Annotated in this window: 15 protein-coding genes; 9 read left to right on the top strand and 6 right to left on the bottom strand. The window is 74.9% G+C overall.

Translation table 11 applies throughout. From position 1 onward, the window contains the following. Positions 1-7 precede the first annotated feature (7 nt). Together AB0L29_RS04025 and AB0L29_RS04030 are read left to right on the top strand one after the other, a co-directional pair. On the top strand, positions 8-700 hold the full coding sequence (locus AB0L29_RS04025) for a metal-dependent transcriptional regulator (RefSeq protein WP_365823057.1): 693 nt from the start codon (positions 8-10) through the stop codon (positions 698-700). Positions 701-1,454: 754 nt separating this feature from the next. Next, a complete protein-coding gene (locus tag AB0L29_RS04030) occupies positions 1,455-2,327 on the top strand; it encodes an alpha/beta hydrolase (RefSeq protein ID WP_365823059.1) in 873 nt (290 codons plus the stop codon). Between the two features lie 66 nt (positions 2,328-2,393). Here the strand turns inward: AB0L29_RS04030 and AB0L29_RS04035 are convergent, their stop codons facing one another. The 3 genes from AB0L29_RS04035 to AB0L29_RS04045 all read right to left on the bottom strand — a co-directional run bounded on the left by AB0L29_RS04035 (position 2,394) and on the right by AB0L29_RS04045 (position 5,557). Further along, positions 2,394-3,986, bottom strand: coding sequence for a transporter (locus AB0L29_RS04035; protein ID WP_365823061.1), 1,593 nt, complete (start codon positions 3,984-3,986; stop codon positions 2,394-2,396). Further along, positions 3,983-4,774 carry an ABC transporter ATP-binding protein gene (locus AB0L29_RS04040; protein WP_365823063.1) on the bottom strand — a complete coding sequence of 264 codons (792 nt, stop codon included), beginning with the start codon at positions 4,772-4,774 and terminating at the stop codon, positions 3,983-3,985. Before AB0L29_RS04040 ends, AB0L29_RS04035 begins: the two co-directional genes overlap by 4 nt. Positions 4,775-4,894: 120 nt before the next feature. Beyond that, positions 4,895-5,557: a bifunctional DNA primase/polymerase gene (locus tag AB0L29_RS04045; protein WP_365823065.1), complete on the bottom strand. Its 663-nt coding sequence runs from the start codon at positions 5,555-5,557 to the stop codon at positions 4,895-4,897. A 306-nt stretch (positions 5,558-5,863) separates the two neighbouring features. Between AB0L29_RS04045 and AB0L29_RS04050 the strand changes: the two genes are divergently transcribed. Continuing rightward, complete coding sequence (locus AB0L29_RS04050; RefSeq protein WP_365823067.1) at positions 5,864-7,249, top strand: transcriptional regulator; 1,386 nt, start codon at positions 5,864-5,866, stop codon at positions 7,247-7,249. A gap of 225 nt (positions 7,250-7,474) precedes the next feature. Then, the gene (locus AB0L29_RS04055; protein ID WP_365823069.1) at positions 7,475-9,157 is read left to right on the top strand and encodes a hypothetical protein; all 1,683 of its coding nucleotides are present in this window, start codon (positions 7,475-7,477) and stop codon (positions 9,155-9,157) included. A gap of 80 nt (positions 9,158-9,237) precedes the next feature. Here AB0L29_RS04055 and AB0L29_RS04060 read toward each other — a convergent pair whose 3' ends face one another. Further along, entirely contained in the window at positions 9,238-10,557 is a 1,320-nt protein-coding gene (locus tag AB0L29_RS04060; RefSeq protein WP_365823071.1) for an ABC transporter substrate-binding protein, read from the bottom strand. Positions 10,558-10,674: 117 nt separating this feature from the next. Between AB0L29_RS04060 and AB0L29_RS04065 the strand changes: the two genes are divergently transcribed. Further along, positions 10,675-11,175: a hypothetical protein gene (locus tag AB0L29_RS04065; protein WP_365823073.1), complete on the top strand. Its 501-nt coding sequence runs from the start codon at positions 10,675-10,677 to the stop codon at positions 11,173-11,175. 106 nt (positions 11,176-11,281) lie between these two features. Then, the gene (purU, locus tag AB0L29_RS04070; protein WP_365823075.1) at positions 11,282-12,163 is read left to right on the top strand and encodes a formyltetrahydrofolate deformylase; all 882 of its coding nucleotides are present in this window, start codon (positions 11,282-11,284) and stop codon (positions 12,161-12,163) included. A 37-nt stretch (positions 12,164-12,200) separates the two neighbouring features. Here purU and AB0L29_RS04075 read toward each other — a convergent pair whose 3' ends face one another. Then, the gene (locus AB0L29_RS04075) at positions 12,201-13,409 is read right to left on the bottom strand and encodes a zf-HC2 domain-containing protein (protein ID WP_365823077.1); all 1,209 of its coding nucleotides are present in this window, start codon (positions 13,407-13,409) and stop codon (positions 12,201-12,203) included. Beyond that, a complete protein-coding gene (locus AB0L29_RS04080; RefSeq protein ID WP_365823079.1) occupies positions 13,406-13,987 on the bottom strand; it encodes a sigma-70 family RNA polymerase sigma factor in 582 nt (193 codons plus the stop codon). Before AB0L29_RS04080 ends, AB0L29_RS04075 begins: the two co-directional genes overlap by 4 nt. Before the next feature lie 346 nt (positions 13,988-14,333). Between AB0L29_RS04080 and AB0L29_RS04085 the strand changes: the two genes are divergently transcribed. The 3 genes from AB0L29_RS04085 (at position 14,334) to AB0L29_RS04095 (ending at position 16,914) form a co-directional block, all read left to right on the top strand. Then, positions 14,334-14,714: an STAS domain-containing protein gene (locus tag AB0L29_RS04085; RefSeq protein ID WP_365823081.1), complete on the top strand. Its 381-nt coding sequence runs from the start codon at positions 14,334-14,336 to the stop codon at positions 14,712-14,714. Between the two features lie 158 nt (positions 14,715-14,872). Continuing rightward, on the top strand, positions 14,873-15,385 hold the full coding sequence (locus tag AB0L29_RS04090) for an EF-hand domain-containing protein (protein WP_365823083.1): 513 nt from the start codon (positions 14,873-14,875) through the stop codon (positions 15,383-15,385). Positions 15,386-16,431: 1,046 nt separating this feature from the next. Then, entirely contained in the window at positions 16,432-16,914 is a 483-nt protein-coding gene (locus AB0L29_RS04095; RefSeq protein WP_365823427.1) for an ATP-binding protein, read from the top strand. Positions 16,915-17,274: the final 360 nt, after the last annotated feature.

Here is a 17,274-nt window from a genome sequence, read left to right on the forward strand (position 1 = left end):
GGCACGTATGTCCGGACTGATCGACACCACGGAGATGTATCTCCGCACCATCCTCGAGCTGGAGGAAGAGGGTGTGGTCCCGATGCGCGCCCGGATCGCCGAACGGCTCGACCAGAGCGGGCCGACGGTCAGCCAGACGGTGGCGCGGATGGAGCGCGACGGCCTGGTCTCGGTCGCCAGCGACCGGCACCTGGAGCTCACCGAGGAGGGCCGCCGCCTGGCCACGCGCGTGATGCGCAAGCACCGGCTCGCGGAGTGCCTGCTCGTCGACGTGATCGGCCTGGAGTGGGAACAGGTGCACGCCGAGGCCTGCCGCTGGGAGCACGTGATGAGCGAGGCCGTGGAGCGCCGCGTCCTGGAGCTGCTGCGGCACCCGACCGAGTCGCCGTACGGCAACCCGATCCCGGGTCTGGAGGAGCTCGGCGAGAAGGACGGCCCCGAGCCGTTCCTCGACGAGGGCATGGTGTCGCTGGCCGAGCTGGACCCGGGTCTGGAGGGCAAGACCGTGGTCGTCCGGCGCATCGGCGAGCCCATCCAGACCGACGCGCAGCTGATGTACACGCTGCGCCGCGCGGGCGTGCAGCCCGGTTCGGTGGTGAGCGTGACCGAGTCGGCGGGCGGGGTGCTGGTCGGCAGCGGCGGCGAGGCGGCGGAGCTGGAGTCGGACGTCGCCTCCCACGTCTTCGTCGCCAAGCCGTGATCCGGCGCCGGATCACCGGGCCACCGGCCCGTCCGGCCGCCCCTTCCCAGGCCTCCGCCTGACCCGGCCTCCGGCCGGTCCGGCCCCGGCCCCGTCCGCCCGGCCCCGGCCCCGTCCGCCCCGCCCCGGCCTCCGCCGGGGACGAGACGGGGTGCGACGAGGGCGCGATCCCGTCGAATCCGAGATTCAGTACGCCGAACCGCAGCGCGCGCCCGCTGCGCGTGCGAGGCTGTCGCATGAGGCATATGACCTGAGGAGCTCTTGGCCGGGTCCTGACAGCGATGTCACCCGGCCGGGGAGGGGCGGGAGGATGTGCCGTGAAGACGTGGAGGGCCCCGGCGCCGTGTGGCGCCGGGGCCTGTCCTCCCCTGTGTTGACCTGGAGCCCCGAGCTCTCAAGGTCATCCCCCTCGGACCGGTTTCCCCGAGCGGTCCGCCTCCCGCTGAAGATCTCCCCTGAGCGGCGGCGATCAATCCTCGAGAGGTGTCACTCGAACGAGGGGTGTTGTCCGCCCAGACCCCATTCTCGAATGCGTATTCGATAGTCTCGGGTGACGGGTGCGGCGGTATCTGCGCTCCAGGGATGTGGCGGCAGCCGCACCGGACGCACCAGGCACACCGGCGGCACACGGCGACACACGACGACACGACAACAGCAGGCACGGCCAGCACGGCAGGTGGAACACGGTTCACAGGACCGGCCGACTCGAGCGGGAGCGCGCTGGTCCGAGCGGAGCTTGGGGGTGCCAGGACCAATGGTGCGACGCATCGACGTGACCGGGGCGGGCGGCGTACGTCTCGCCGCATGGGAGTTCGGCGACCCGCCCAAGACCGACCCGGCGGCGGATCCGGCGGAACGCGCACCGGGCGTGCTGTTACTGCACGGACTGATGGGCCGCGCCTCGCACTGGGCCTCCACCGCCCGCTGGCTCTCCGAGCGCCATCGCGCCGTCGCCCTGGACCAGCGCGGCCACGGCCGGAGCGAGAAACCCCCGGAGGGCTCCTTCACCCGGGACGCCTACGTCGAGGACGCCGAGGCCGCCGTCGAGCAGCTCGGCCTCGCCCCGGTCGTCCTCATCGGCCACGCGATGGGCGCGCTGACCGCCTGGCAGCTCGCCGCCAAACGCCCCGACCTGGTCCGCGGCGTGATCATCTGCGACATGCGGGCCTCGGCGCTCGGCGCCGCCTCGCAGCGCGAGTGGGCCGAGTGGTTCACGTCCTGGCCGGTCCCGTTCGCCACGCTCGCCGACGTCCGCAAGTGGTTCGGCGAGGACGACCCCTGGGTGGAGCGGCCGAACCCGGCGCGCGGCGAGTTCTACGCCGAGGTGATGGCCGAGTCCCCGGACGGCTGGCGGCCCGTGTTCGAACCGGAGCAGATGCTCCGCTCCCGTGAGACGTGGGTGTACGACGCGCACTGGGAGGAGCTGGCCCAGGTCAGGTGCCCCGCCCTGGTCGTCCGCGGCCTGGACGGCGAGCTGGGCCGCGCCGAGGCCCAGGAGATGGTCCGCGTGCTGCCCCGGGGCCAGTACGCGGAGGTCGCCGAGGCCGGCCACCTGGTGCACTACGACCAGCCGGAGGCCTGGCGGGCCGCGGTCGAACCGTTCCTGGTCTCGCTCGGCGAGGGCTGACGGCGGGCGGCCGGCGGCGGCCGTCCGCCCTCGCCGGTCGCCGGCCCGCCGCTCCTCGCCGGCGGCTCACCCCTTGCTGACCGCCGTCAGGATCTCCGGCAGCCGCCGGGCCGTCCGCGGCGCGGCCAGCCGCAGGCCCAGCACCGACAGCACCGCCCCGTACGCCGTGCCCACCGGCAGCAGGACCCAGCTCCACGCCTCGCCGTCCGCGCTGACGTTCGCCCAGACCGCCAGCGCGATGACGGGCGCGCACAGCAGCGCGGCGGAGACCATCCCGCCGAGGATCGAGATCCAGGCGAGCCCCGCCTGCCCGGGGGCGACGTTCTTGTGGCCCTCCTGCGGGATGGAGTAGGGGAAGCGGGCCGAGGTCCACGCCCCGGTCGCGAGCATCGCGCCGAGCAGCGCGAAGGACAGCCCGAGCGCCTCCGGCAGCGCGGGCCAGTCGCCGAGCATGGCGGTCGTCACGACCGTCACGAGCGTGGCGTACGGCAGCGTGATCAGCAGCAGGGCCAGCGCCCGGGCGCGCAGTTCGACGTAGGCGTCCCGGGCCGAGGAGATGGTCATCGCGACCATCCAGAACGCGGAGGTGTCCTGGCCGAACTGGTTGTACATCTGGATGCCGAGCATCCCGGCGGCGAAGCAGGCGAAGTACACCGACCCGGTGCCCTGCCAGGCGTTGAACACCGGCACGAGCAGGCCGATGGCCAGCGACGTCACCCAGGCCGCCTTGGTCTTGGGGTCACGCCACACGTAGCGCAGGCTGCGCTCCATGACCGTGCCGGTGCGGCCCGCCGGCAGCAGCCGCGAGAGCCCGGTCGAGGTCCGCTCGCGGGCGGCCGTCCGCGCGGCCGGGAGCGTCGACCCGTCGGGCGCGGTCATCAGCCGCGTCAGGTGCCGCGACCACACGCCCAGCAGCGCCACCAGAGCGGCCGCGCTCACGGCGAGCCGGGCGGCGGCGATCCCGTACGACCCCTCGCTCACCGCGTGCACGGCACCGACCGCCGACGCCGGCGGCACCCACTGCAGCACGCCGGCCGCCGGGTCGAGCTGCGCCAGCCCCGACGAACCCAGCCGTTGCGCCGCGAAGTTGACCACCTGCGCCCCGATCGCGACGACCAGCCCGCTCAGCACCGCCAGGTCCCGCCCCTTGCGGCTGGTGAGCAGCCGTACGTTGGCGGCGGCGACGGCCCGCGCCAGGGCCACGCACACCAGCAGCGCCAGGGGGACGGCGACGGCCCCGGCCGCGAACGCCGCCCCGCCGTGCGCGACCGCGATCACCGAACCGGCCAGCAGGCACAGGGTGAACAGCGGCCCGATGCCGACCAGCGAGGCCACCAGCAGCGCCCGCACCAGCGGACGGGGCCGCAGCGGCAGCATCACCAGCCGCGTCGGATCGAGCGTCTCGTCGCCGCCGGGGAAGAACAGCGGCATCACCGCCCAGCCCAGTCCCAGCACCGCCACGAGCAGCACGACCAGGGACTCGACGTGCGCGGTCCCGCGCAGCGCGATCAGGCCGACGAGCTGGAGGGCGGCGAACAGCAGGGCGACGGCGGCGGAGGCGGCGTAGGCGGCCCGCCGCCCGCCGGACTGCCGCAGCCCGTTGCGCAGCAGCGACAGCTTCAGCCGGACGACGACCGGGGTGATCGTGGGCGCGCTCACCGGTTCCCGCCGCCCAGCCAGTCCAGGTCGGCCCCGGCGTCGCGGCCCTGGGCGCCGACCAGTTCGAGGAACGCCCGCTGGAGCGAGGGCGCGTCCCCGCGCACCTCGGCGAGCGTCCCGTGCGCGCGGATGCGCCCGGCCGCCATCACGGCGACCCAGTCGCACAGCGACTCGACGAGCTCCATGACGTGGGAGGAGAACACGACCGTGGCGCCCGACGCCGTGTACCGCTCCAGGACGCCCCGGATGGTCTGGGCGGACACCGGGTCGACGCCCTCGAACGGCTCGTCGAGGAAGAGGACTTCGGGATTGTGCAGGAGGGCGGCCGCGAGGCCGATCTTCTTGCGCATGCCGGTCGAGTAGTCGACGACGAGCTTGTGCTGCGCCCCGGCCAGGTCGAGGACGTCGAGGAGCTGGGTGGCCCGCTTGTCGACCTCGGCGCCGGGCAGCCCGCGCAACCGGCCCGAGTAGGCCAGCAGTTCCCGCCCCGACAGCCGCTCGAACAGCCGCAGCCCCTCCGGCAGCACCCCGATCCGGGCCTTGACCCCGGCCGGGTCCCGCCACACGTCGTGCCCGGCGATCTCGACGCTCCCCTGATCGGGCCGCAGCAGCCCGGTCACCATCGACAGCGTGGTGGTCTTCCCGGCCCCGTTCGGCCCGACCAGCCCGATGAACCTGCCCGCGGGCAGCTCCAGGTCGATCCCGGCGACAGCGACCTGCTGCCCGAACCGCTTCCAGAGGTTCCGTACGCGTACGGCGCTAGCACCCACCTGATCTCCCTCCGTCACGGGAAACCCTACGGGGGGACAACGCCCTCGGGGGGCGCGGGAATTGCGCGATCCATCCGCACGGCCCGCACCCGCCGGCCCACCGGCCCGCCGGCGCCCGGCGGACGGGAGGGCGAACGGCTACCGGTCCCGCCCGCACGCGTAGACCAGCGGCGGGATCAGCTCCTCCGCGTCCGGCAGCCACCGGTTCGCCGGCGTCGGCCGGCGGGCCCACTGCACGGCCCCCCGCGACCCGAACCGCGTGGGCGGCGCGGCCACGTACGCCCCCTCACCCAGCACGGCCAGGTCCAGCGAGGAGACGGACCAGCCGAGCCTGCGCACCAGCTCCGGCAGCTTCACCGAGGCACCGGGCAGCACGAAGAACTCCACGCGCCGGTCCGGCCTCAGCGTCACCGGCCCCAGCGTCAGCCCCATCCGCTCCATGCGCGCCAGCGCGAGGAACCCGGCCGTCTCCGGCACCGAGATCGCGTCGAACGTACGGCCGGTGGGCAACAGGACCGACGCCGTCGGCCGCGCCTGCCACATCCGGCGGACGACGGTCGCGCTGCCGGTGGCCTGGGTCTGCCAGTCCGGACGGGCCGGGTGCGCGCCGGGCGCGGGGCACGCCGCGTCACCGCAGGAGCAGCGCTGCGTCCCGTCGGCGGCTTCCAGCCAGGTGCCCGGGAACACGTCCCAGTGCCGCTCCTCGGCGTAGCGGACGGCGGTGTCCAGCAGCGATTCCCCGCGCTGCTTCGGGATCTGAGCGGCTTCGGTACCCGGGATCGTCTCTTCCACGATGAACACAACTACGGCTGTCACCAGGGGTTACGCACACGCGCATGCGCGGGGGAGGAGCACCGGTTCCGCGTCCGGGCGCATGGGTGCATGGGCAGGGGCGCGCAGGAGGAACCACAGCCGGAGCTGGGTAGCCACGAGAGGGGCGACACCCGTCTTACCCCGGTAATCCTCACATGCCTCGCATTACCGGCATGTCGGTGGGGCATCGATCTTCACGGCCGGATCGTTTCGCTGGGACGCGGAGGGGTCCGGTCACGGAAGACACGTCAACTCGGTGCGTGGGCAGGCACCGCAGCCACAGGGGGTAGTGCCATGGCCGCAAGGCCTCTCGTCGCGCGGCAGCCGAACGAACGGCTGCAGGCGCTCATCCAGGAAGCCGGATGCTCCAACGCCGGGCTCGCCCGGCGGGTCAACATGTGCGGCGCCGAACACGGGCTCGACCTGCGCTACGACAAGACCTCGGTGGCGCGCTGGCTGCGCGGCCAGCAGCCACGGGGGCGGGCGCCGGCGATCATCGCGGAGGCGCTCGGCCGCAAGCTCGGCCGTACGGTCACGATCGACGAGATCGGCATGGCCAACGGCAAGAACCTCGCCTCGGGCGTCGGCCTCCAGTTCTCACCGACCGTGCTGGGGGCCATCGAGCAGGTGTGTGAGCTGTGGCGCAGTGACGTGGGCCGCCGGGACTTCCTGTCCGGCTCCTCCGTCGCCGCCTCCGCGCTCGTCGAGCCGAGCCGCGACTGGCTGATCTCCGCGCCGGACGCGCAGGTGGCGCGCTCGGCCGGGCCGCGCGTGGGGCACTCCGACGTCGCGGCCGTCCGGGACATGACCCAGGCGCTCGTGGACCTCGACCACCAGTACGGCAGCGGGCACGTGCGCCCGGTCGTCGTGCACTACCTCAACAGCGTCGTCTCCGGCCTGCTGGCCGGGTCGTACCGGGAGGCGGTGGGGCGCGAACTCTTCGCGGCCGTGGCGCGGTTGACGGAGCTCGCCGGGTACATGGCCGTCGACACCGGACAACCGGGGCTGGCCCAGCGGTACTACATCCAGGCGCTGCGCCTGGCGCAGGCGGCGGGGGACCGGGGGTACGGCGGGTACGTCCTCGCCGCGTCCATGAGCCACCTGGCCGCGCAGCTCGGGAACCCGCGCGAGATCGCGCAGTTGGCGCGGGCGGCGCAGGAGGGGGCGCGGGGGCGGGTGACCCCGCGCGCGGAGGCGATGTTCCACGCGGCGGAGGCGCGCGGACACGCCCTGCTGGGCGACGCGCGCGCCGCCCAGGCGGCGGCCGGACGCGCGGTGAGCGCCCTGGAGGCCGCCGACGCGGACTCCGGGGACGACCCGGCGTGGATCGCGCACTTCGACGAGGCCTACCTCGCCGACGAGTTGGCGCACTGCCACCGCGACCTCGGGCACGCCGAGGCGGCGGCGCGGCACGCGCGGGAGTCCCTGGCCGGGCACCCCGAGACACGGGCCAGGCGGCGGGCCATCGGCTATGTGCTGCTGGCCACGGCGCTGGTGCAGCAGCGGGAGATCGAACAGGCCTGCAGCACGGGCATGAAGGCCGTGGAGCTGCTCGACGGCCTGCGCTCCGACCGGGGCGCCGAGTACCTGGAGGACTTCCAGCAGCGGCTGGAGCCGTACCGGGACGAGCCGGTGGTGCGGGAGTTCGGGGCGCGGCTGGGTCTTCAGGCGGCGGCCTGAACCACCCTTCGGCGGCCGGACCGCGCACGGTCCGGCCGCCGGCGCGTGAACACGAGGGAAACGCCCGGTCGACGTGCGGGAGGTGGTGCGGGCGGCGCGCGAGGACGGGAGCGCCGCGGCGCCCACCGGGCGGGAGGTGACGCCCCGTGCTGCGTGGCACCGGGCTCCGGGGACCCGGTAGCGTGAGCCGACGATTCACAAGGTCCCCCATTAGTAGGAGTCCCGGTGACGCAGAGTGGACAGGGCGAGGAGCCCTCGGCGCGCCCCGCGCGCGAAGGCATCGTGCTGCCCTCCGACGGTGGTGAGCCCCTGTTGCCGGGCATGACGGACGGACCGGCCGGCGGATCCGGGGGCTGGGCCCCCGGCCCGCAGCCGGCCGGCCAGGCCCCGGCGGGCGGTCAGACCTGGGACCGGCCGTGGGGCCCGGACCAGCAGCAGACCCCGGCGCCGGGCCAGGGCTGGCAGTCCCCGCCGCCCCAGCAGTGGGACGGGCAGGCCGGATGGGGCTCGCAGGAGCAGGCCGGCGCCCTCCCGCCCCAGCCGGGCCCCGGCCCGCTGCCGCCCGAGGGCGCCCCGCGCCAGGCCCACGGCGGCCACCCGTCGCCGCAGCAGGCCGCGCCGGGCGGGGCCGACGCGTACGGCGCCGCGGGCACGCCGCTGCCGCCCGAGGGCGCCGGCGCCTACCGCCCCGCCCCCGCGGGCGGCCCCCTGCCGCCGGCCGGTGCCACCGGGTACGGGGCCGGTCCCCTGCCGACGCCGTCCGACGAGGGCGCGACCCAGTACCTCCCGCCGGTCACGGACGGGGCCGCGGGCGCCCACGGCGGCCAGGAGGCGGCCACGCAGTACCTGCCGCCCGTCACCGCGGCCCCCGACGAAGGCGCGACGCAGTACATACCCCCGGTGGGAGCGGGCGCGCTGCCGCCCGAGACGCCCGCCGAGGCGGACCCCGAGGCGACGCGGTTCCTGGGACGGGTGCCCGGGGGAGGGACCGGCGCACACCCGGACGCCGAGGCCACGCAGTACATCGCGCCGGTGACCGGCCAGGCCGCCGGGGCGCCGTACGGCGCGCGGCCCGGCGGCGGGGACCGGCAGCCGCCCGCCGAGTTCGACAACCTCTTCCGCGGCGAGCCGGGTGGCGAGGGCCGGGCCGCCGCCACGCAGCAGCTCCCCCGCGTCGAGCCGGGGCAGCCCCCGCACCACGGCCGGCAGCCCTCCTACGCGCCGCCCGGCCGGGGCGACGGCGGCGGCCGGGGCGGCCGCGGCGGCCGTACCCGGTCGCGGGTGCCGGTGATCGCGGCCGTGGGCATCGGCATCGCCGTCCTCGGCGTCGGCGCCGGCGCGCTGCTCGGCAGCGGCGAGGGCGACGACGCCGACGCCGAGGACGGCGGCCGGACCGTCTCCGCCACGGCCCCCGCGACCGGCGGGTCGGCCTCGCCGTCCGCCGACCCGGCCCGGCAGCAGGCGGTGGAGCTGGACAAGCTGCTGGCCGACAGCGGCGACAGCCGGACCACCGTGATCAACGCGGTGGCCGACGTGAGGGCCTGCAGGAACCTGGCCCAGGCGGCCGAGGACCTGCGGGACGCGGCCGGCCAGCGCAACCGGCTGGTCACCAGCCTGTCCGGCCTGCAGGTGGACGAGCTGCCCGACCACGCGGCGCTGACCAGCGCCCTCACCAAGGCGTGGCAGGCCTCGGAGTCGGCCGACAACCACTACGCGGCGTGGGCCGACCAGGTCGCCGCCAAGAAGGGCAACCTCTGCAAGAAGGGCCAGGCCCGCGCCACCGGCCAGACCCAGGCCGGGAACCGGGCCAGCGGCACCGCGAGCGCCGAGAAGGCCAGGGCCGCCCGGTTGTGGAACGCGATCGCGAAGCGGTACGGGCTCACCCAGCGGCAGCCGACCCAGCTGTGAGACGCGGGGGCGTGCGCCGGGCGCGGTCCGCACCCGGCGCACGCCCCCGGCGTCACGTCACCCCACGTCGTGCCGGCGTCTCACGACACGTCCGCGGCCTGCAGCGTCCGCGTCACGTCCACGAAGCCCCTGCGGGCCGAGACCAGCCGCCCCTGCCGCACCACCTGCAGGGTGACGTTGGCGTTGACCAGGCGCGGGAAGCCGACGGTGGCGAGCTTGTCCTGGAACGACCAGCGCAGGTCCGGCGTGAGACCGCCCGTGGTGGCCTCGAAGCCGTCGTCGAGGGCCCGCCGTACCGTGCCCGCGGTCACCTCGCCGCCGCCGAGCGACTCGACGACCTTCCGGAACACCGTGTAGGCGATCCACGTCGTCTGCACCCCGGCGTCCGCGGGGTCGATGCGGTTGTCGCCGAAGGCCTCCTGCCCGATCACCTTCTTCATCTCGTCCCAGCGCGGGTCGCCCGCCACCGGGTACCAGCCGGTGATGTACGAGCCCTCGTACGGCCCCGACGCCCCGCCGGTCGCGTCGATCGCCGTCTGGTCCACGCTGCCGAGCACGGTGGCCGTGCGCACCGGGGGGAACTCCTCGCGGGCGCGCCGGAAGGAGTCCATGAAGGTGCCCGTGCGGTCCCCGAGCGCGGGCACCACGCACCCCCTCTTCACCGGGTCCGTGGTCGTCGCCCGCAGCGCCCGCCGCGCCTGGCCCTCGTACTCGGTGGCGTCCTCCGCCGCCCGCTGGTCGTCGGCCGCCGCGTGCCCGCCCGACTCCAGGCCGGAGTCGAGCAGCGCGGGCAGCTCGTCGCCGGCGATGGTGTCGGGCCGGACCAGCGTGACCGGGCCGCAGCCGCGGGCGAGCGCGCTGCCCAGGCCCGCCAGCAGCGCGGGCTGCCCGCCGTTGACGGGGTAGGACAGCGGGCTGGTGAACTCCTCGTTGGTGATGCCGTAGCCGCCGATGTACGGGATGCCCTCGCCCTCCAGCGGCGGGAAGAACGCGTCGGCGTACTGGCTGTAGGATCCGACGACCGCGACGACCCGCTCCTTGGCGGCGCGGCGCGCGCACTTCGCGGCGGTCACGCGGTCGTTGCGGTCGTTGCAGGTCAGCACGTTGAGCTGCCGGCCGTTGAGGCCGCCCCGGGAGTTGATCCAGCGGGCGTAGGCGCGCGCGAAGGCGGGCATGCCCGGCTTGTTGGTCGCCTTGGTGTCCTGCGGCGCCCACGTCATGACGGTGATCGGGCCGTCCCCGGAGCCCTCCGTGACGCCGGGGACGACCCCGCAGCCGGTGACGAGCGACGCACATGCCACCAGCGCGCCCGCGGTGAGGGCGCCGGTTCTGAGGTGACGGGTGAGGGGGTGGAGGAGGCGGGGGAGGAAGGTGCTGCGGGTACGTCGCCTGCCGGTCATGCGCACACACGATTCCGTCACACGGCTAACCCGGAAGTGACCTGCGGTCAATGGCCGGTGACACAGAGGTGAATTGCGGGGGCCGCTGGGGCTCCCGAGGAGGGGAACGTACGATCGATGACCGTGCAAGGTGCGGAGAACTCTTCACGTCGTGGCCGTCGCTCATCCACCATGGGCGGCATGCCCTTGAACGACATGCCGTGGTGGCGCTGGCGCAGCAATGTGCGCTCCGCGCTGCACATGCTCTCCGACCCCGTGTTCCAGCGGGACGTCTGGCTGGCCGGCGTGGACGGCTACGGCGACGTGACCGACGCGGTGTACCGGCTGGTCGAGGACACCTGGCTCGACAACTGGTCCGCCGAGAAGTACGTCGGCACGATCTTCCGCGACTCGCAGGAGGCGGCCCTGGTCGACACCGCCGTCCTGCGCGTGCTGCGGATCATGCACCAGGTGGGTCCGGACGCCCCGGTGGCCACCTACCTCGAACACCCCGCGTGGCCGGACGCGGTGCGGGCGGCCCGTGACGCGCACGTACGCCTGGCGGCCAGTGACGGGGAGGACCCGGACGCCCCGCCGCGCAGCCTGGAGGTCCTGCGGATACTGACGCGCTCCGCCTAGCGGGAGCCGACGGGAGCCGACGGGAGCCGGCGGGAGCCCGCGGGAACGCGGTCCGGGTGGCGGACGGCAGCCCGGTGGGCCGCCCGGATATGCGACCCTGTCCAGCATGAACGAGCAGTCCACCCGAGCCGCGGCCCCGGCCGACCAGTACGTCCTCACCCTGTCCTGCCCCGACAAGCAGGGCATCGTGCACGCCGTGTCGAGCTACCTGTTCATGACCGGCTGCAACATCGAGGACAGCCAGCAGTTCGGGGACCACGACACGGGCCTGTTCTTCATGCGCGTCCACTTCTCCGCCGACGCCCCGGTGACGGTGGACAAGCTGCGGGCCAGCTTCGCGGCCATCGGCGACTCCTTCCAGATGGACTGGCAGATCAACCGGGCCGACGAGAAGATGCGCATCGTCCTCATGGTCAGCAGGTTCGGGCACTGCCTGAACGACCTGCTGTTCCGGGCGCGGACCGGGGCGCTGCCCGTGGAGATCGCCGCGGTGGTCTCCAACCACACCGACTTCGCCGAGCTCGTGGCGTCGTACAACATTCCCTTCCACCACATTCCGGTGACGAAGGACAGCAAGCCCGAGGCCGAGGCGCGGCTGCTGCAGATCGTGCGCGAGGAGAACGTCGAACTCGTCGTCCTCGCCCGCTACATGCAGGTGCTCTCGGACGACCTGTGCAAGCAGCTCGCCGGGCGGATCATCAACATCCACCACTCCTTCCTGCCGAGCTTCAAGGGCGCCAAGCCCTACCACCAGGCGCACGCGCGCGGTGTGAAGCTGATCGGCGCGACCGCGCACTACGTCACCGCCGACCTCGACGAGGGCCCGATCATCGAGCAGGAGGTCGAGCGGGTGGGGCACGACGTGTCGCCCGAGGGACTGGTCGCCATCGGGCGGGACGTGGAGTGCCAGGCGCTGGCCCGGGCCGTGAAGTGGCACGCCGAGCGCAGGATCCTGCTGAACGGGCGGCGGACGGTGGTGTTCGCCTAGGTGTGCTGTTCCGGGCGCGGCCCCGTCCGGCGCGGTCCTACATCCGGCTCAGCGACGCGGCCGCCAGCAGCACGTCCCTGATCGCCTCCCGGTCCCCGACCTGCCCGGCCGCCGCCTCCTGCGGGGGCACGTGGCCCGCCGCCAGGCGGCAGAACTCCGCACCGTCCAGGGCGATGTGGGCCACCTCGTGCTCGGCGGAGCCCCTGGCCGCGGGGGAGTCCAGCGGGATCAGCCACTCGCCGCCGCCGGAGCCCTCGATCTCCAGCCGGAGGGTGCGGCCCGGTTCGCCGGCCGCGACGAGGCGGCGCCGCCGGGCGGGCGCGGCCAGCCCGGCGGCGCGGCGCACGTCCAGGACCCGGGGCAGCATGCGGGCGGCGAGGTCGACGATGAGGTTCAGGTGGCGCCCGGAGGGCGGGTCGTACGGGTAGTCCACCGCGTCCGCGATGTCCTCCGCGTGCACCCAGCACTCGAAGGCCCGGTCCAGCATCGCGTCGTGCAGCGGCAGTTCGAAGGTGCCGTAGGAGACCGGCGTCCTCCCCGAGCCGCCGCCGGCGAAGGACGCCGTCCGGACGAGGGTGTGGCTCTGCTCCCGCCACGGCGTCCGTACCGAGCGGGTGGCCGGGAGGCGCGAGGCGCGCCAGTACGCCTCGGTGCGGGCCGCCGGGGTCGCGGCCCCGGCGGTGACGTCGCCCAGCGGATCGTCGAGACCGAGCGCGGTGGCGACCAGCCCGTCGACCGACAGCAGGTGGGCGATGACCCCGGCGACGGTGGTCCGGCGGTCGGCCGCCTCGTCGGACTCGTACCAGCGCAGCCGTACGGGCGCGTGCCACTCGGCGTCCCCGAAGTCCTGCAGCAGCGCGTCCAGGCGGGCGGTCTCCGCGTCGTACGCGGCGGCCCAGTCCGGCACGGGGACGCGCGGCGGGCGGCGTGCCAGGCAGGAGCCCAGGACACGGGAGCGCAGCGCCGGGTCCAGATCGAGGCTCTCGGAGCGCTGCAGCAGGCCGACCGCCTCGCGCAGCCGCCTCGCCTCGTCCGCGCAGGCGCCGCACGCGCCGAGGTGCTCCTCGACGGCCGCCGCCTCCCGGGCCGAGCAGGCGGCCAGCGCCCAGGCGCCCAGCAGGGACTTCAGCACGCGGTGCCCGAGCACGGGCGGCGCCGCGTCGGCGCGCCCGGCCGGGGCGGGCGGCGGCGGCCCGCCGTCCCCGGACGCGTCGTACGCCTCGAACCGCTCCGCCGGGCCGTTCACACCGCACCTCCCTGTCCGGGCGGAGCCCCCGGCGTCTCGGTGTCGTGGGCGGTGGACAGCAGCTGGAGGCCGAGGCGGAGCCGACGGCGGGCCTCGTCCTCGGTGATGCCCAGGTCGGCGGCGGTCTGGCGGTAGTCGCGGCGCTGGAAGTAGGCCCGCTCCAGGGCCGAGCGCAGCGGGACCGGCATGGACTGGACGATGTAGTCGGCGCGGGCGGCGACCGAGGCGTGGCGGACCCTGTGCTCCAGTTCCTCCGTGGTGCCGGGGCCGCCGCGGGCGAGGGCGGCGGCCCCGTCGGCGCGCAGCCGCTGCACGGCCAGCCGGTGCGTCAGCGCGGCGACCCAGGTGCGCAGGGGGCCCTCTTCGGGGTCGTAGGCGTCCGGGTGCTCCCAGACGTGCGCGAAGACCTCCCGGGTGATGCCGTCGGCGGCGCGCTCGTCGCCGAGCACCCGGTGGGCGAGGCCGTGCACGAGGGAGGCGAACCGGTCGTAGAGCTCACCGAGGGCGGCCGCCTCCCCGCGTGCGAGCCGCTGCTGCATCCTGCGGTCCCAACGGGGCGGTACGTCCTTTTTCGCCATGCGGCCCCCTCGTCCCCCGCCTGTCTCCCGTGTCCGTGCCATCTCCAGCCTGCGCCCGCCGTCTCGTCGAATGTAGTCGGCACGTCCGACGACGCACGCCCCTTTGTGGCGATGTGCGCCCCTCGGCGAGCCGCAGGTGGTAAAGGGGGTCGGGCACGCCGGGACATTCCGGTGGAGCCTGCCCGCCGATCCTGCGGTCACGCTTGATCGAACAGGATCGAAGCCGACTGGAACAAGCCTTTTCCGCAAGGGATCCGTTTTCCCGTCCGCGTTTCGGGGAAACGCCCGCTGGGCAGCGGCGCTGCAAGGAAGCGTAGGGACTGCTTCCGTCCGGCGAGCGAAGGGCGTGGTGGTGACCCTCCAGGTGAGCGACGACGAGCAGGGCCGCTGGACGGTGCTCCGGGTGTCGGGCGAACTGGACCTGGTGACGTCGCCGGTGCTGCGGCAGCGGGTGCACGACGTCGTGGCCGACGGCCGCCACCGTCTCGTCCTGGACCTCTCGCAGGTCCGGTTCTGCGACTCCAGCGGTGTCGGCGTCCTGGTCGCCGCCCGTCGCCTGCTGCGCTCCTGCCAGGGCGGTCTGCGCCTGATCCTGCCCGCCCAGGGAGCCGTCGAGGGCAGCCACGTCAACCGGGTCCTCGGCGCGCTCGGCGTCCGCCGCCTCTTCGACGTCCACCCGGACCTGCCCTCGGCCGTGGACGAGGAGTCGCGCCCCCTGCCGGCGTGAGACCGGCGTGTGACGCGGGCCACCCGCCCGTGACACGCCGTTGTCGCGGAATTCCCCCGGTCTTGGCACAAGCGCAGTTTTCGCGCTCCCGGACGGCTCCCCCGTCGTACGCTCCGAGCGAGACACACCCCACCGACGTAAGGCGGCCCGAAACAGACATGGTCAGCAGCGAGTACGAGCGCAGGATCGCCGCCCGGTTCGCCACCTTCGACCAGGACGGCAACGGCTACATCGACCGCGAGGACTTCAGCGGGGCGGCCAAGGCCCTGCTCGCCGAGTTCGGCACCGCGGCCCGGTCCGACAAGGGGCAGGCCCTGTACGGCGGCGCCGAGGCGTTCTGGCAGGGCATGGCGGGAATAGCGGATCGCGACGGCGACCAGCGCATCACCCGCCAGGAGTTCGTCGACGGCGCGGTCAAGCGCCTGCGCGACACCCCGGACCGGTTCGCCGAGATCGCCCGCCCCTTCCTGCACGCGGCCCTCGACGTCGCGGACACCGACGGCGACGGCGCGGCCGCCGTCACGGACGTCGCCCGCGCGCTGACCGCGCTCGGCGCGCCCGAGGACGTCGCGCGGACGGCCGCCGCCGCCCTGGACGCGGACGGCGACGGGAAGGTGGGCGAGGCGGAGGTGGTGTCCGCCTTCGCCCGCTACTTCACCGTCCCCGAGTAGCGTCCGCGCCGCCCGTGCTTCCCGCCCGCGGGTGCGGCGCCACCGTCCGCGGCGCCAACGGCCCGGACCTGGCCGGGTGTTCGGCCACCGCGCGCGTCCGCTCCCGCGCCCGGTGTCCGGCCGGTCCTCGGACTTCCCGTCCGCCGGGGCCTGGTGGCGTCCCCGGCGGGCCGCGGCGGGAGCCGGACCGGGCCGCGCAACACGCCCGGACGGCTGAGCAGTTACGGCGGCCGGCCGGGGGCCCTGTGAGCGCCGGCGCATCCGCGCGGGGACGGCCGGCGCCCGTGGACGCGGTCCGTGCCGCGGCGCGGCCGGCCGCCGGTCCGGGCCGGCACCGCCCCGGCCCGGCCGCTCGCCGGCGAGGGCGCGGTGCGCGGCGCCCGCGACCGTCTCGGGGTGCCCGGCGGCACGGGCCTCACCTGCGCATCCGGCGCCCGCCGGCTCCCGGAGCGGTCCCGGGGGACGGGCTCGCCGTACAGATTTCCTCACGGAGAGTGAGGAGTTGATCGTGGCGTTCCGGCGGCGGAAACGCCGGGATCGGCCCGCCGGCTGCGACGTCACGGAACCCGCCCCGGCGGATGTCGCGGATCGTGGCACCCGGTGATCACGGAGCGTTGGCATCGGCTCGTGTCCCACGGGTGACTCGTCACGGCCCGGAGTCGGCGGCCCGCTCCGGTACCTTGTGTGGGATGCGAGTGGTTCTGAGCACGCCCCGCGCCGGAGTTGCTCCGGGGGCGATTCCTCGATCGCCGGTGCGCCCTGCTGCTCGCAGGGCGATACGGCCGTGGGCCGCCGCCTGTTCGACTCGCTGCGGCGGGCGTCGCACAGTATGCCGCACAGGTACTCCTTCGCGCTGGAATATGCCCGAAGCGCTTGTTGGGGTGACTGTACGTCAACCATGCTGTCGCACAAGGAATTCACGGTCCGTGAACCGTGCCCCGGCCGTTGTCCCGGCCCTACAGAGAATGGCTACGATCGTGGCCCTCGTGAGGCGCGAGCCTAAGTGTCCGCCGGTTCGGATGGTGTGAGCGGTGCAGGTGCTTCAAGTGCAGCTGGAGATCCGGCCCGACCCCGCGGAGGTGGGTCGGGCCCGGCGGTGGACCCGCTCGCGTCTGGCCGGGTCCGGGATACAGGCCGACGAACCGCTCGCCGAGACGCTGATCCTGCTGGTCTCCGAACTGGTCACCAACGCCGTGGTGCACACCGGCTGCCCCGCCGTGCTGCGGCTGTCCCTGCCGGGCGCGGCGGTGGAGGGGGCCACCGTCCGCCTGGAGGTCGCCGACCGCAGCGGCCGGGCCCCGGTGCCGCGGTGCGCGGACGGTGACGCCACCGGCGGCCGCGGCCTCGCCCTCGTCGACGGCCTCGCCGACCGCTGGGGCTGGAGCGCCGAGGGCGCCGGCAAGCGCATCTGGTGCGAACTGGACCGGTGCGCGCGGCCGCGCGAGAGGATCGCGGCGTGCGGGGGCGGCGCGCCGGTGTACGGCGGCGGCCCGGTGGGCCTCGAAGGGCTGGCGTACGAGGCCGTGTAGCGCGGCGCGGTGGTGCGGTGCGGCGGGTGCACGGGGGCACGGGGGCACGGAGACCGGCCGCGGGTGCCGGGACGTGCGGGGGTGCGCCGGGACGTGCTTCCGTGCGCGCCCGCAGCGATCGGGACGCAAGGGATGAATCGCCGAACGGGTGTTGACGCCCTGTGACCGCCTGATCACGCTTGAGGTCAGCGATTCGCCGTGAGGGGACGGCGAGGGCCGACGACGGGAGCCCTCGGCGAGTGCGGGTCGCGTGGCGGCGTCGGCTCCCCCGGGTCCGGGGGGCCGGGGCGGGAACGCCGGAGCCGGGTGGCGGCGCGCGCGGGCGCAGTGGGGGAGCCGCGCCGCCGGCCGCCCCGCCGA

The sequence above is a fragment of the Streptomyces sp. NPDC052701 genome, assembly GCF_040678355.1.
Taxonomy (GTDB): Bacteria; Actinomycetota; Actinomycetes; order Streptomycetales; family Streptomycetaceae; genus Streptomyces.

What these genes read in the sequence shown, in the direction of transcription:
- AB0L29_RS04025 (WP_365823057.1), top strand. Translation starts at nt 8, where the DNA reads ATGTCCGGACTGATCGACACCACGGAGATGTATCTCCGCACCATCCTC.
- AB0L29_RS04030 (WP_365823059.1), top strand. Translation starts at nt 1,455, where the DNA reads ATGGTGCGACGCATCGACGTGACCGGGGCGGGCGGCGTACGTCTCGCC.
- AB0L29_RS04050 (WP_365823067.1), top strand. Translation starts at nt 5,864, where the DNA reads ATGGCCGCAAGGCCTCTCGTCGCGCGGCAGCCGAACGAACGGCTGCAG.
- AB0L29_RS04060 (WP_365823071.1), bottom strand. Translation starts at nt 10,557, where the DNA reads ATGACCGGCAGGCGACGTACCCGCAGCACCTTCCTCCCCCGCCTCCTC.
- AB0L29_RS04065 (WP_365823073.1), top strand. Translation starts at nt 10,675, where the DNA reads ATGACCGTGCAAGGTGCGGAGAACTCTTCACGTCGTGGCCGTCGCTCA.
- purU (WP_365823075.1), top strand. Translation starts at nt 11,282, where the DNA reads ATGAACGAGCAGTCCACCCGAGCCGCGGCCCCGGCCGACCAGTACGTC.
- AB0L29_RS04080 (WP_365823079.1), bottom strand. Translation starts at nt 13,987, where the DNA reads ATGGCGAAAAAGGACGTACCGCCCCGTTGGGACCGCAGGATGCAGCAG.
- AB0L29_RS04090 (WP_365823083.1), top strand. Translation starts at nt 14,873, where the DNA reads ATGGTCAGCAGCGAGTACGAGCGCAGGATCGCCGCCCGGTTCGCCACC.